Consider the following 12,590-nt stretch of genomic DNA (forward strand, 5'->3'; position numbering starts at 1 on the left):
CGCAGCAAAGGGAGCGGAAGCGCGCATTTTACGACAGGCGGGCGGCGGCGTCGCCCGCTGGTGCCCGTCACGAGTTGTGCCATAATGGCTTCATGGAAGCCCTCTCCCTGTCCAATCAGTTCCTGATCGCCATGCCCGGCATGACCGACCCGCTGTTCGCGCGCTCGCTGGTCTACCTATGCGAGCATGGCGAACACGGCGCCATGGGCATCATCATCAACAAGCCCTCCGGCATCGCCATGGCGCAGCTGTTCGACCAGATCGACCTGCCGCTGACGGAAGAAGCGCTGCAGGGCGAGCCGGTCTACTTCGGCGGACCGGTGCAGCCGGAGCGCGGCTTCGTGCTGCACACGCCGGTCGGCAACTGGCAAACCAGCCTCCTGGTCACCGACGAGCTGGCGCTCACCACGTCCAAGGACGTGCTGGTGGCGGTGTCCGAGAACAAGGGCCCGGACACCATGATGGTGAGCCTGGGCTACGCCGGCTGGTCGAGCGGCCAGCTGGAAGAGGAAATCCGCAATAACGGCTGGCTGACGGTCAACGCCGATCCCCACATCATCTTTGCGCTGCCCGCAGAAGAACGCTACGACGCCGCCATGGCCCTGCTGGGATTCGATCCTACCCTGCTCTCCACCGATTGCGGCCATGCCTGACGGAACCACGCTGGCTTTCGATTTCGGCGAACGCCGCATCGGCGTCGCCATGGGGGAGACGCTGCTCGGCATCGCCCATCCACTCATCACCATCGACACCGAAATCACCGATCAGCGCTTCGCCGCCATCGGCAAGCTGATCGACGAATGGCGGCCGGCGCAGCTGGTGGTCGGTCTGCCGGTGCACGCCGACGGCACAGAACACGATCTGACCCGACTGGCGCGACGCTTCGCCAACCGCCTCAAGGGCCGCTTCGGGCTGCCGGTGTGGCTGGTCGACGAGCGCCACACCTCGCTGATCGCCGAAAGCCTGCTCAACGAAGCCGGCGTGCGTGGCCGCAAGCAGAAACCGGCGCTCGACCAGGTCGCGGCGCAGGCCATCCTGCAAACCTGGTTCGAACAACCCGGCGAAGCAGTGTGATGCGCCTGATCGCGCTCGTCCTGCTGCTGATCGGCGGCACTGCCTTCGTCTACCTGTGGAAACTGGGCGAAAAGGGGCAGAGCGCCACACATTGGCCATCGGCCAGCGGCACCATCGTGGAAAGCCGTCTGGACACCCGCCTCCATACCGGCGGCGACGGCAATCGCGACGACTATCTGCCGCAACTGCGCTATCGCTACAGCGTCGGCGGCGTCGCCCTCGAATCCACCATCCGCCGCTACCCCAACCCCGGCGCGATGCAAAGCCAGGAGCAGGCCCAAGCCGTGCTGGCACGCTATCCGCACGGCGCGGTGGTACGTGTGTACTACAATCCGGAACGGCCGCAGGAAGCCTGCCTGGAGCCAGGGGAGCACTGGACCGCCTGGGCCGGCAAGGCGCTGACACTGATCGTCGCGGCGGCAGGCCTAGTACTGCTGCTGAAGGGCAACGATTAAGAGCCACTAGCAAAATCCTCTTGGCGTTGTTGCGCTCGCGTGCGAATCTCTCGCAGAGATTCGCTCAGCAAGCACTTGCCGTACTACTTGCATGTAGCTTCGCTGAAACTTCGGCTACGCTTCGTTTTCTGCGGCCGCGCGCCTAGCCAAGAACGTTGCACCGGGTTTTGTTAGCGGCTCCAAACCCTCGCCCTTGCTAACAAAACGAAAACGGGTGCCCGCAAGCACCCGTTGTTCGTTGAGACAAAAAATTCTCGCCATGGCGAGCTTATTCCAGCAGGCGAGCGAGCCAAAGCAGATTGAGTGCCGCCAGCGTACAGGAACCGGAATGGTCACGGAGTACATGAGGATTCCTGATCGCTGAGCGAATCTCTGCGTGCAAATCTTCAGATTTGCCCAGCGAAAGATTCGCACGCTCAGAGCACTACCGGCGCTCAAGATGCAAAAGCACAGCCGCCTGAGGGGACAAGCTCAGCGCGAGCCCTTGGCGCGCTGCTCCCGCTCCAGCCGCTGTGCTTCGCGCAAAGCCTGGCGCTGGGCCTCGCGCTCGCGCGCCGCCTTTTCCCAGGCCTTCCATTCGTCCGGCCGCTCCAGCGTGATCGGGCCGATGCTGCCGGCGCGGAAGTCGGTCAGCACGATCTCGGCCGCCTTCTGGATGTTGACTCGCCCGCCGCCCAGCATCGCACCACGGCGCCGGCCAATCTGCTCCAGCACCTCGAAATCCTGCCAACCCTCGATATCGCCGACGTTATAGCGCTCCTGCAGCAGCGAGGTGTAGTGCTTCATCAGGTAGCGCAGCAGTTCCAGCACCACCTCTTCCTCGTCCAGCGCGTTGCGCCCGACCGCACCGCTGGCGGCCAGGTTGTAGCCGCCCTCTTCCACTTCGATCTTGGGCCACAGCATGCCCGGGGTGTCGACCAGCTCGAAATCGTCGGCCAGCAGGATGCGCTGCTGGCCCTTGGTGATGCCCGGCTCGTTGCCGGTCTTGGCGATACGCCGTCCGGTCAGGCTGTTGATCAGCGTCGACTTGCCGACGTTGGGGATACCGCAGATCAGCACGCGCAGCGGCTTTTCCAGACCTCCGCGGTTGGGCGCCAGCGCACGGCAGGCCGACACCAGCTTGGTGACCGGCGCACGCTCGCCGGCATCCAGCGCAATGGCGCGGGTGCCCGGCTTGGCGCAGTAGTAATCGAGCCAGACCTGGGTGATGGCCGGGTCGGCCAGATCCTGCTTGTTGAGAATCTTCAACGCCGGCTTGCCGCGCGTCATGCGCGCGATCATCGGGTTGGCACTGGACGCCGGCAGACGGGCATCCAGCATTTCGATGACCACATCGATATCCTTGACGCGCTCGGCCAGATCCTTGCGCGCCTTGTTCATGTGGCCGGGAAACCATTGAATCGCCATGCTGTTACCGTTTCCGTAAGGGGTCCAAAAGGGACGACAGTCCGTTGTGATCGAGTTCGAAGGCCAGTTGCAGCAAGCGGCCGATTTCCCCCTTGGGGAAGCCCTCACGGGCGAACCAGGCCAGGTAGTGCCCGGGCAGGTCGGCAATCAGCCGGCCCTGGTACTTGCCGAACGGCATCTGGCGCGTCACCAGCAGGAGAAGGTCGTCGGCATTCATGGCGGGCACTCGAACTCGGGGAAGCGCATTGTGCCAAAGACCGCAGGCACTGACCATGCGCAACATTGAAAACCTGTTCTCAGGGCTTATTCCAGTCGGCAAATGAGCCAAAGCAGGTTGAGTGCCGCCAGCGCACAGGAACCGCAATGTACACGGAGTACAGGAGTATTCCTGATCGCTGAGCGAATCTCTGCGTGCCAATCTTCGATTGGCTCAGCGATGGATTCGCACGCAGTACTGCCGGCGCTCAAGACGCGAAGGCGCAACTGCCTAATGGGATAGGCTCTTACAACGGCATCGGCTTGCCGTCGTTGAGATTGAGAAAGCCCTTCACCACACGATAGATCAGCCAGACGTAGACCGCGAACAGGATCACGAAGCCGACCAGCAGAAACACCGTCAGGTAGCCCAGCGCCAGCCCCAGCAATCCCCACCAGAAGGTGCGCATCTGCCACAGGAAATGGCTCTCGTACAGCGTGCCGCGGGTGTCGTCACGCTTGAGGTAGTTGATGACGATGCCGACGATCGCGGTCACACCGACGAACAAGCTCGCCGCCTGCAGGATGTAGACGGCCAGCGTCAGGTTGTTGAGCTTGCGTTCAAATTCGTGGTCGATCAGTTCCATGCGCTTTCCTTATTTTATCGGGTAGCCGCCGGCACACCGGCAAAGCCGTCCCGTCCTGGCCCACGGCCACAGACAGTAACGCAAGGTAACGCAGCGACGCCAGCCGGAGCGGTTCGGGGCTAGACGCCGACCGCGCTCCAGCGTGCCAGTACCTTGGCCGTCTCGTCGCGGCAGAAACGGATAACCTCCTCGACCGGACAGCGCTCCAGCCACAGCGGCAGGCTCGGCCCGGCCATCTCGGTCTGCGCCGCTCCCGTCATCAGCACCGGCACCGCCGTACGCGACGGCCACCCCAGCCGTTGCGCCAGCACCGCAAGGCGGCGGTTGGCTTCGTCCAGTTGCGGCAGCGTATCGGGGCTCACCGCGACATGGCTCAAGCCCAGGAGCAGGATGCGCGCCGCCAGCCAGTCGGCCGCATCGCTGAAACGCGCCGGGGCATGGCGGCCGTCGTGCCGGCGCCGGGAGGCCGCCAGCAGCATGGCAACGGTGCGGATGCCGGGCAGGCGCGATTCCGCCAGCAGCAAGGTGCCAGGCATGGGCTGGGTGGCACGCAGCTCGGCCACGCCGTTGGCGCCCTCTGACAGCAATTCCACATCCCTTAACAGGGTGATAGCACAGCCCGGCAGGCTCGGCAGGGCCGCGTCGGCGCTGAGCAAGGCATCGTGGCGGGGGTTCATGATCTCGTTCTCCAGTGAAGTCGGGTGACTGCGGTTCGGGAGATCATTTGCCGGGAGCTGGAAAGACAAATGCCGCCTGAACCGCGGCGGCATTTGTCGGGAATCTGGTGTGTTGGTTTGCTTTGTCAGAGCACACACGCCCCTTGGCGCCGCCATGAGCTGCGGTACCAATAAAAATAGACGTAGGAGGTGACAAAGGATTTAAGCATGGCCCCATCATGCCGACAGCCGCCCCACCCTGTCAAGGCGCAGGGACAGAAAAGCCCGACTGGATGCAGGGCCAGATGGTTGGTACGCTCCCACGAGCGTAGCGAGGCTCCCTTGCAGGGCCAGGGCGGACTGCGTGCGCCGCTACCGCTGGGCCAATCTCTGCATGCAAATCTTTAGATTTGCGCAACGCAGGATTGGGAATAGATGGGGAATCAAATGCCGAGATGACGAGACCCGGCTTTGCCGGGTCCTGTAAAGGCGTACCAAAGCACCTTGTCAGCCACCTGGCCCGGCATGAGGCCGGGCTGGCTGGATCACATGTTCGGGTAGTTGGGCCCGCCGCCGCCTTCCGGCGTCACCCAGTTGATGTTCTGGGTCGGGTCCTTGATGTCACAGGTCTTGCAGTGCACGCAGTTCTGCGCGTTGATCTGCAGGCGCGGTTCGCCCTCCTCGCGGCCGACGATCTCGTACACCCCGGCCGGGCAGTAGCGCTGCTCCGGCGCGTCGTACTTTTCCAGGTTGATGCGGATCGGTACCGTCGGGTCCTTCAGCTTCAGGTGTGGCGGCTGGTCTTCGCTGTGGTTGGTGTTGGAGATGAACACCGACGACAGGCGGTCGAAGGTCAGCACACCATCCGGCTTCGGATAGGCGATCGGCGTGCACTCGTCCTTGGGCTTGAGGCACTCGTGGTCGGCATGCTGATGGTGCAGCGTCCACGGCGCGCGGCCTCTGAACAGGTAGGTGTCGAGCGCCGAGTAGAGCATCGCCGGCCACAGCCCCCAGCGGAACGACGGGCGGATGTTGCGCACGCGGTAGAGTTCGTCGTAGAGCCAGCTCTGCTTGAACTTGTCGGTGTAGGCGACGGCCTCGACCGCCTGGCCGTCCTGTGCCGTGGCCAGCGCCTCAAAAATAGCTTCGGCCGCCAGCATGGCGGACTTCATCGCGGTGTGGGTGCCCTTGATCTTGGGCACGTTGAGGAAGCCGGCGGTGTCGCCGATCAACACCCCGCCCGGGAAGGTGAGCCGGGGGAGGCTCTGCAGCCCGCCTTCGGAGATGGCGCGCGCGCCGTAGGACAGGCGCCGGCCGCCTTCGAACACGCCCTTGATGGCCGGGTGGGTCTTGAAGCGCTGGAATTCCTCGTACGGCGACAGGTAGGGGTTCTGGTAGTCCAGCCCCACCACGAAGCCGACCACCACCTGGTTGTTCTCCAGGTGGTAGAGGAAGGAGCCGCCGTAGGTGGCGGTGTCCATCGGCCAGCCGGCGGTGTGGGTGATCTTGCCCGGCTGATGCAGCTCGGGCTTCACCTCCCACAGTTCCTTGATGCCGATGCCGTAGGTTTGCGGGTCGGCGCCGTTGCGCAGCTTGAAGCGTTCGAACAGCGTCTTGGTCAGCGAGCCGCGACAGCCCTCGGCGAACACGGTCTGCTTGGCCCACAGCTCGAGGCCGGGCTCGCCTTCCTGGTCGCCGTTCTTGCCGGTGCCGACGTTACCGGTGGCCACGCCCTTGACCGAGCCGTCCGGGTGGTAGAGCACTTCGGCGGCGGCGAAGCCGGGGTAGATCTCCACGCCCAGCTCTTCGGCCTGCTGGCCGAGCCAGCGGCAGAAGTTGCCCAGGCTGATGATGTAGTTGCCCTCATTGTGCATCTGCGGCGGGGTAGGCAGCTGGATCGACTCGGTTTCGGTCAGCAGCAGGAACTGGTCCTTCTGGGCCGGGGTGTTGAGCGGCGCGCCCTTGTCTTTCCAGTCCGGGATCAGTTCGTTCAGCGTGCGCGGTTCAAGCACCGCGCCGGACAGGATGTGGGCACCGATCTCGGAGCCCTTCTCCAGCAGACAGACGCTGATGTCCTGGCCCTTGTCGGCCGCCAGCTGCTTGAGGCGAATCGCCGCGCTCAGGCCGGAAGGGCCGCCGCCGACGATCACCACGTCGTATTCCATGTATTCGCGTTCCACCGCTACTCCTCGCTCATCCGCATGACGTTATTCCAACTCGCCTTAGAAGCGATAGCTTTGTCGGCTACGCTCACTTGCCTTCGCCTTAGCTTCGCAGAAACTCGCCCTGACGGGCTTCGTTCTCTCGCTCCTAATGCTGTTTGGAATTCAATGGCGATCATGATGCAATGAATCCAGCCATCCGTCAAAAATCAAACAAGCGTTTAAATTATTCCTGATTGGTGCAGTTGCACAATTGCCTCACCATCATACCCCAGCGCGCCCAGTATCTCGTCGGTGTCGGCACCGAGCTTGGGGGGGGCCCGATGATACTCCACCGGCGTGCCGGACAACTTGATCGGGCAGCCCACCAGCGGTACATCCTGCCCTACGGCATCCTCCAGATGGATTTCCATGCCGCGATGGCGGATCTGCGGGTCGGCGAAGGCTTCGGCCACGTTATTGATCGGCCCGCACGGCACGCCGGCTTCGTCGAGCGCCTTGAGCCACTCGTCGCGGCCGCGGGCACGGAAGGCTTCGGCCAGCATCGGCACCAGCTGCTCGCGGTATTGTACCCGTGCCGGGTTGCTTGCGAAGCGTTTGTCATCGGCCAGTTGCGGCTGACCGATCAGCTGGCACACTGCACGGAACTGCTTGTCGTTGCCGCAGGCGAGGATGAAGTGGCTGTCGCCGGCGGTCTTGAACACCTGGTAGGGCACGATGTTGGGGTGGGCGTTGCCCAGGCGCGGCGGTACGGTGCGGCCGACCAGCCAGTTCATGTTGACGTTGGCCAGCATGGCGAGCGAGCAGTCGAACAGCGCCATGTCGATGTACTGACCCTCTCCGGTGCGGCTGCGCGCCAGCAATGCCGCCTGCACCGCGTTGGCGGCGTAGAGGCCGGTGAAGAGATCGGTCACCGCGACACCGACCTTGTGTGGTTCGCCGTCGGCCGGGCCGGTGATGCTCATCAGCCCGCTCATGCCCTGCACGATGTAGTCGTAGCCGGGCAGTTCGGCGTAGGGACCGTCCTGACCGAAGCCGGTGATCGAGCAGTACACTAGGCGCGGGTTGAGGCTCTTGAGGCTGTCGTAGTCGAGCCCGTATTTCTTCAGCCCGCCGACCTTGTAGTTCTCCAGCAGCACGTCAGCTTCTTCGGCCAACCTGCGCACGATGGCCTGACCCTCGGGACGGGTAATGTCGACGGTGACCGAGCGCTTGCCGCGGTTGGCGCACAGGAAATAGGCGGCGGTGCCGTCCGGCAGGCTGGGTGGCGCCCACTGCCGGGTGTCGTCGCCCTGGCCGGGACGTTCCACCTTGATCACCTCGGCGCCGAGGTCGGCCAGCAACTGGCCGGTCCACGGCCCTGCCAATACGCGCGTCAGATCGAGAACCTTGAAACCGGAAAGGGCGCCAGACATTGTCATCTCCTCAGTAAAACATGCAGCAGGCTTGGCCGAAACAGGCCGCAACGGACGGTCAGCCATCCGCTGAGGGCTGTCACGGCAGAAAAAAGGGCCCGGACAAGCCGGGCCTCAAGAACAGACAGGAACGACCATGGCCGCCGGGTGGAGCCTCGGCGGCCGCTCCCTATCAGGCAAACGCCTGAATCCCGGTCTGGGCCCGGCCCAGAATCAGGGCGTGCACATCGTGCGTGCCCTCGTAAGTGTTGACCGCTTCCAGGTTCATCACGTGGCGGATGACGTGGAATTCGTCGGCGATGCCGTTGCCGCCGTGCATGTCGCGCGCCACGCGGGCGATGTCGAGCGCCTTGCCGCAGTTGTTGCGCTTGATCAGCGAGATCATTTCCGGGGCGGCCTGGCCGGCGTCCATCAGGCGGCCGACTTGCAACGCCGCGGCGAGGCCCAGCGCGATCTCGGTCTGCATGTTGGCGAGCTTGAGCTGAATCAGCTGGTTGGCAGCGAGCGGGCGACCGAACTGTTTGCGGTCCAGCGTGTACTGACGCGCCGCGTGCCAGCAGAACTCGGCGGCGCCCATCGCGCCCCAGGCGATGCCGAAACGCGCCTTGTTGAGGCAGCCGAACGGCCCCTTCAGGCCCTTCACGCCTGGCAGCAGGTTCTCTTCCGGCACCAACACGTCGTCCATCACGATCTCGCCGGTGATCGAGGCGCGCAGCGAGAACTTGCCGTGGATCTTCGGCGCCGACAGACCCTTCATGCCCTTTTCCAGCACGAAGCCGCGGATTTCGCCGTCGTCGTCCTTGGCCCACACCACGAACACGTCGGCGATCGGGCTGTTGGTGATCCACATCTTGCTGCCCTTGAGCAGATAGCCGCCGTCGACCTTGCGGGCGCGGGTCTTCATGCTGCCCGGATCGGAGCCGGCATCCGGTTCGGTCAGGCCGAAACAGCCGACCCATTCGCCGCTGGCCAGCTTGGGCAGGTACTTGTCCTTTTGCGCTTCAGTGCCGTAGGCCCAGATCGGGTGCATCACCAGCGATGACTGCACGCTCATCGCCGAGCGGTAGCCGGAATCGACGCGCTCCACTTCGCGCGCTACCAGGCCGTAGGCGACGTGGCTCAGGCCGGCGCAGCCGTGGGTGTCGATGGTGCAGCCCAACAGGCCCAGCTCGCCCATCTCGCTCATGATCTCGCGGTCGAAGCGCTCCTCGCGGTTGGCGGTCAGGATGCGCGGCATCAGGCGTTCCTGGCAGTAGGCGTGAGCAGTATCGCGCACCATGCGCTCTTCTTCGGTCAGCAGGGTTTCCAGTAGAAGCGGATCTTCCCAGGAAAATGGGGCACGGCTGGTCGGGGCGGCCATTGGCGACTCTCCTTTGCGGTTTTGTTGTTCCGCTATGCGGAATTTGGTTTTACCATGTGAAATAGACTAGCAAGTGCCGCACCGGCTTGTAAAGCGTTTTCTTGGCCGCAACGAGTAGGCAGGCTATGCTTGCCGCGCCGAAACCAACGAGAAGAAGAACACCATGACGGAAGAGCACGACGATAAGGACAGGCTGTTCGTCACCGCGCTGGCACGCGGCCTGACGGTGCTGTCCGCCTTCCGCTCCGGCGAGAGCGGACTGTCCAATCAGGAACTGGCACGCCGCACCGGCCTGCCCAAATCCACGGTGTCGCGACTGACCCACACCCTGACCCAGCTGGGCTATCTGAGCCACGAGGCGGACAGTGGCTTCTACCGCCTCGGCCTGGCCGTGCTGGAGCTGGGCTCGGTGGTGCTGGCAAGCTACGACGTGCGCCGTGCCGCCGCGCCGCTGATGCGCGAGTTCGCGCTGGCGCACAACGTCTCGGTCAGCCTGGCGATGCGCGACGGCAGCGACATGGTGTACCTGGAGACCTGCCGCAGCGCGGCGCGGGTGTCGGTGCAGTTGACGGTCGGCTCGCGCGTGCCGGTCGCCACAACCGCCATCGGCCGCGCCTGCTATGCCGGGCTTGGCGCCAGCGAGCGGGCACGGCTGGACGAAGAACTGGCCAGCCGCTACGGCGGCAACTGGCCGCCGATCAAGAGCCGCCTCGACGCCGCGCTGCAACAATGCCGCGAGCTGGGCTACACCAGCTCGTTCGGGGAGTTCGTGCCGGAGGTGATGGCGGTCGGCGTGCCGCTGCCGTCGCCGATTCCGGGCCAACCGCCGATGAGCCTGAACGCCAGCGGCCCGGCGGCGCTGTTCACCGCGGAGCGCTTCGAGCGCGACATCGCGCCGGCACTGCAGCAGATGGCGCGGCGCATCGCGCCGGGTGCCGCCTGACATCCGCCAACCACGACACGGGGAAAAAGAAAAACGGGCGAACGCCATGCGTTCGCCCGTTTCGTTTGTGGCAGCCGCGATCAGGCCGACTTGAGCGTGCCGTGCGGGTCGATGACGAATTTACGCGGCGCGCCGCCGTCGAACTGGTGATAGCCGTTCGGCGCCTCGTCCAGCGAGATCACGCTGACGTTGACGATCTGGGCGATCGGCAGACGGTCCCACAGGATGGCCTGCATCAGGTTGCGGTTGTACTTCATCACCGGGGTCTGGCCGGTGTGGAAGGAGTGCGACTTGGCCCAGCCGAGACCGAAGCGGATCGACAGGCTGCCACGCTTGGCGGCGGGGTCGACTGCACCCGGATCGTCGGTCACGTACAGACCCGGAATGCCGATGGCGCCGGCCACCCGGGTGACTTCCATCAGCGAGTTCAGCACCGTGGCCGGGGCCTCCTCATGCGAGTGCGAGCCGTGGCCGCGCGCCTCGAAGCCGACGCAGTCCACCGCGCAATCCACCTCGGGGGTGCCGAGAATGGCCGCGATCTGCTCGCCCAGCGAGGCATCGAGCGACAGGTCCACCGTCTCGAAGCCCACCGCCCGCGCGTGCGCCAGGCGTTCGGGGTTCATGTCGCCGACGATGGTCACCGCCGCACCCAGCAGGCGCGCCGAGGCGGCGGCGGCCATGCCGACCGGGCCGGCGCCGGCGATGTAGACGGTCGAGCCCGGTTTCACCCCGGCCGTCACCGCGCCGTGATAGCCGGTGGGCAGGATGTCGGACAGGCAGGTCAGGTCGCGGATTTTCTCCATCGCCTTGTCCTTGTCCGGGAATTTGAGCAGGTTGAAGTCGGCGTACGGCACCATGACGTACTCGGACTGCCCGCCGATCCAGCCGCCCATGTCGACGTAGCCGTAGGCCCCGCCGGCGCGCGACGGGTTGACGTTCAGGCACACCCCGGTGTGCTGCTCCTTACATGTGGTGCAGCGGCCGCAGGCCACGTTGAACGGCACCGACACCAAGTCGCCGATCTTCAACGTCTCGACGTCACGGCCGATCTCGATCACTTCGCCGGTGATCTCGTGGCCCAGCACCAGCCCGACCTCGGCCGTGGTGCGGCCGCGCACCATGTGCTGGTCCGAGCCGCAGATATTGGTCGTCACCACCTTGAGAATGACGCCGTGGCCGATCGGCCGGCCGCTCGGATCGACCATTTTCGGGTAGCCGATGGGCCGTACCTCGACATGCCCTTGTCCCAGATATACCACACCGCGATTGTCGCTCATTGTCTGCCTCCGAATTATTCGATGGGTTACGTGCGCAGCGACGGCAAAGCGTCGGCTGGCCCGCTTCGCGACGATAGGCGCTATCACCCCACGACAACGAGGCAGAAAACGCCATAGAGTGGCCAAATACCGACATCACCTCGCGGCGGTCGAGACAGTGGGGCACACGTTCACGGCGTCAACTCACGAGTCAGCGCGGGCATCCATGCGAGGTTGAGAGAAGATCGGGCGACACGACGACGGGCAGCCTCTCCACGCCACGGCAGCATGGCGGCAACGCGAAACCGTTGGGGGGATACAACAGGAAAGGGAGTCAGGCCGGCAGCAGGACGACCGGCACGGGGCCGGGCGTCCTGATTGCCGTGCGCTTACCTCTGGGGAGGAGTGGCCGGTTGCCCCTGAATGTAGTGCACCAGCTGGTCGATGGTGAGTTGCTGCTCTTCGAGGGTGGCGCGCACCACGTCGCCGATCGAGACCACGCCCAACACTTCGCAGCCTTCCATCACCGGGAGGTGGCGGATGCGCTTCTCGGTCATCAGCGCCATGCATTCGTCCACGGTCTGCTCGGGGGTCACGTACACCACGCGGCTGGTCATGATCTCGCGCACGTGAGTGCCGGCCGAGGTCCGCCCCTGCAACACCACGCGGCGTGCGTAATCGCGCTCGGAAAAGATGCCGTGCACGTCGCAGGCGTGCATCACTAGTACCGCCCCGACGTTCTGTTCGGCCATGACCTGCAGGGCCTGGAACACCGTGGCGTCGGGACTGACGAAGATCAGTTGCCGGTTGGGTTTGCTGTCGAGCAATTGTCGTACGGTTTGCATGCGATCCCCCTTTGCAGACGTTTGGACCTGTTCTTCCAATTCGCCTTAAACACGATAACGTTGTCGGCGGCGCTACGCGGACTGCGTGCGAATCGATCGCTGGACAAATCCCTGCGTGCCAATCTTCGATTGGCTCAGCGATGGATTTGCACGCAGAGATTCGCTCAGCGAGCGT

General features: G+C 64.5%; 14 protein-coding genes. 4 read left to right on the forward strand and 10 right to left on the reverse strand.

Features of this window, described 5'->3' with window-relative positions; translation table 11 throughout:
• Positions 1-92: 92 nt before the first annotated feature.
• The 3 genes from B9N72_RS15300 to B9N72_RS15310 are packed head-to-tail and all read left to right on the forward strand — an operon-like array spanning position 93 to position 1,529.
• A complete protein-coding gene (locus B9N72_RS15300; RefSeq protein WP_085277172.1) occupies positions 93-653 on the forward strand; it encodes a YqgE/AlgH family protein in 561 nt (186 codons plus the stop codon).
• Positions 646-1,074 (forward strand): Holliday junction resolvase RuvX, encoded by a 429-nt coding sequence (gene ruvX, locus B9N72_RS15305; protein WP_085277173.1) that lies wholly within the window; start codon positions 646-648, stop codon positions 1,072-1,074. Before B9N72_RS15300 ends, ruvX begins: the two co-directional genes overlap by 8 nt.
• The gene (locus B9N72_RS15310; protein ID WP_085277174.1) at positions 1,074-1,529 is read left to right on the forward strand and encodes a DUF3592 domain-containing protein; all 456 of its coding nucleotides are present in this window, start codon (positions 1,074-1,076) and stop codon (positions 1,527-1,529) included. The genes ruvX and B9N72_RS15310 overlap by 1 nt, the downstream gene beginning before the upstream one ends.
• A 114-nt stretch (positions 1,530-1,643) precedes the next feature.
• Here the strand turns inward: B9N72_RS15310 and B9N72_RS20890 are convergent, their stop codons facing one another.
• The 8 genes from B9N72_RS20890 to B9N72_RS15345 form a co-directional block, all read right to left on the reverse strand.
• Positions 1,644-1,874, reverse strand: coding sequence for a hypothetical protein (locus B9N72_RS20890; RefSeq protein WP_143477844.1), 231 nt, complete (start codon positions 1,872-1,874; stop codon positions 1,644-1,646).
• A 126-nt stretch (positions 1,875-2,000) separates the two neighbouring features.
• Positions 2,001-2,936 carry a ribosome biogenesis GTPase YlqF gene (ylqF, locus tag B9N72_RS15315; RefSeq protein WP_085277175.1) on the reverse strand — a complete coding sequence of 312 codons (936 nt, stop codon included), beginning with the start codon at positions 2,934-2,936 and terminating at the stop codon, positions 2,001-2,003.
• A 4-nt stretch (positions 2,937-2,940) separates the two neighbouring features.
• Entirely contained in the window at positions 2,941-3,153 is a 213-nt protein-coding gene (locus B9N72_RS15320) for a DUF3820 family protein (RefSeq protein WP_008955614.1), read from the reverse strand.
• A 286-nt stretch (positions 3,154-3,439) separates the two neighbouring features.
• Positions 3,440-3,778, reverse strand: coding sequence for a DUF4870 family protein (locus B9N72_RS15325; protein WP_085277176.1), 339 nt, complete (start codon positions 3,776-3,778; stop codon positions 3,440-3,442).
• Positions 3,779-3,897: 119 nt separating this feature from the next.
• Entirely contained in the window at positions 3,898-4,455 is a 558-nt protein-coding gene (locus tag B9N72_RS15330) for a hypothetical protein (RefSeq protein ID WP_085277177.1), read from the reverse strand.
• A 524-nt stretch (positions 4,456-4,979) separates the two neighbouring features.
• Complete coding sequence (locus B9N72_RS15335; RefSeq protein ID WP_085277197.1) at positions 4,980-6,599, reverse strand: electron transfer flavoprotein-ubiquinone oxidoreductase; 1,620 nt, start codon at positions 6,597-6,599, stop codon at positions 4,980-4,982.
• A gap of 218 nt (positions 6,600-6,817) precedes the next feature.
• Positions 6,818-8,011: a CaiB/BaiF CoA transferase family protein gene (locus B9N72_RS15340; RefSeq protein WP_085277178.1), complete on the reverse strand. Its 1,194-nt coding sequence runs from the start codon at positions 8,009-8,011 to the stop codon at positions 6,818-6,820.
• Positions 8,012-8,183: 172 nt separating this feature from the next.
• Complete coding sequence (locus B9N72_RS15345; RefSeq protein WP_085277179.1) at positions 8,184-9,371, reverse strand: acyl-CoA dehydrogenase; 1,188 nt, start codon at positions 9,369-9,371, stop codon at positions 8,184-8,186.
• A 163-nt stretch (positions 9,372-9,534) separates the two neighbouring features.
• Here B9N72_RS15345 and B9N72_RS15350 point away from each other — a divergent pair, with 163 nt between their 5' ends.
• Positions 9,535-10,314: an IclR family transcriptional regulator gene (locus B9N72_RS15350; RefSeq protein ID WP_085277180.1), complete on the forward strand. Its 780-nt coding sequence runs from the start codon at positions 9,535-9,537 to the stop codon at positions 10,312-10,314.
• Positions 10,315-10,394: 80 nt separating this feature from the next.
• Here the strand turns inward: B9N72_RS15350 and fdhA are convergent, their stop codons facing one another.
• Together fdhA and B9N72_RS15360 are read right to left on the reverse strand one after the other, a co-directional pair.
• Entirely contained in the window at positions 10,395-11,591 is a 1,197-nt protein-coding gene (gene fdhA / locus B9N72_RS15355; protein ID WP_085277181.1) for a formaldehyde dehydrogenase, glutathione-independent, read from the reverse strand.
• A gap of 368 nt (positions 11,592-11,959) precedes the next feature.
• Complete coding sequence (locus B9N72_RS15360; RefSeq protein WP_085277182.1) at positions 11,960-12,415, reverse strand: CBS domain-containing protein; 456 nt, start codon at positions 12,413-12,415, stop codon at positions 11,960-11,962.
• Positions 12,416-12,590 lie beyond the last annotated feature (175 nt).

Origin of the sequence: Pseudogulbenkiania subflava DSM 22618 (assembly GCF_900177275.1) — a bacterium.
GTDB lineage: Bacteria > Pseudomonadota > Gammaproteobacteria > Burkholderiales > Chromobacteriaceae > Pseudogulbenkiania > Pseudogulbenkiania subflava.

What these genes read in the sequence shown, in the direction of transcription:
- fdhA (WP_085277181.1), bottom strand. Translation starts at nt 11,591, where the DNA reads ATGAGCGACAATCGCGGTGTGGTATATCTGGGACAAGGGCATGTCGAG.
- B9N72_RS15300 (WP_085277172.1), top strand. Translation starts at nt 93, where the DNA reads ATGGAAGCCCTCTCCCTGTCCAATCAGTTCCTGATCGCCATGCCCGGC.
- B9N72_RS15350 (WP_085277180.1), top strand. Translation starts at nt 9,535, where the DNA reads ATGACGGAAGAGCACGACGATAAGGACAGGCTGTTCGTCACCGCGCTG.
- B9N72_RS20890 (WP_143477844.1), bottom strand. Translation starts at nt 1,874, where the DNA reads ATGTACTCCGTGACCATTCCGGTTCCTGTACGCTGGCGGCACTCAATC.
- ylqF (WP_085277175.1), bottom strand. Translation starts at nt 2,936, where the DNA reads ATGGCGATTCAATGGTTTCCCGGCCACATGAACAAGGCGCGCAAGGAT.
- B9N72_RS15330 (WP_085277177.1), bottom strand. Translation starts at nt 4,455, where the DNA reads ATGAACCCCCGCCACGATGCCTTGCTCAGCGCCGACGCGGCCCTGCCG.
- B9N72_RS15325 (WP_085277176.1), bottom strand. Translation starts at nt 3,778, where the DNA reads ATGGAACTGATCGACCACGAATTTGAACGCAAGCTCAACAACCTGACG.
- B9N72_RS15340 (WP_085277178.1), bottom strand. Translation starts at nt 8,011, where the DNA reads ATGTCTGGCGCCCTTTCCGGTTTCAAGGTTCTCGATCTGACGCGCGTA.
- B9N72_RS15360 (WP_085277182.1), bottom strand. Translation starts at nt 12,415, where the DNA reads ATGCAAACCGTACGACAATTGCTCGACAGCAAACCCAACCGGCAACTG.
- B9N72_RS15310 (WP_085277174.1), top strand. Translation starts at nt 1,074, where the DNA reads ATGCGCCTGATCGCGCTCGTCCTGCTGCTGATCGGCGGCACTGCCTTC.
- B9N72_RS15345 (WP_085277179.1), bottom strand. Translation starts at nt 9,371, where the DNA reads ATGGCCGCCCCGACCAGCCGTGCCCCATTTTCCTGGGAAGATCCGCTT.
- B9N72_RS15335 (WP_085277197.1), bottom strand. Translation starts at nt 6,599, where the DNA reads ATGGAATACGACGTGGTGATCGTCGGCGGCGGCCCTTCCGGCCTGAGC.
- B9N72_RS15320 (WP_008955614.1), bottom strand. Translation starts at nt 3,153, where the DNA reads ATGAATGCCGACGACCTTCTCCTGCTGGTGACGCGCCAGATGCCGTTC.
- ruvX (WP_085277173.1), top strand. Translation starts at nt 646, where the DNA reads ATGCCTGACGGAACCACGCTGGCTTTCGATTTCGGCGAACGCCGCATC.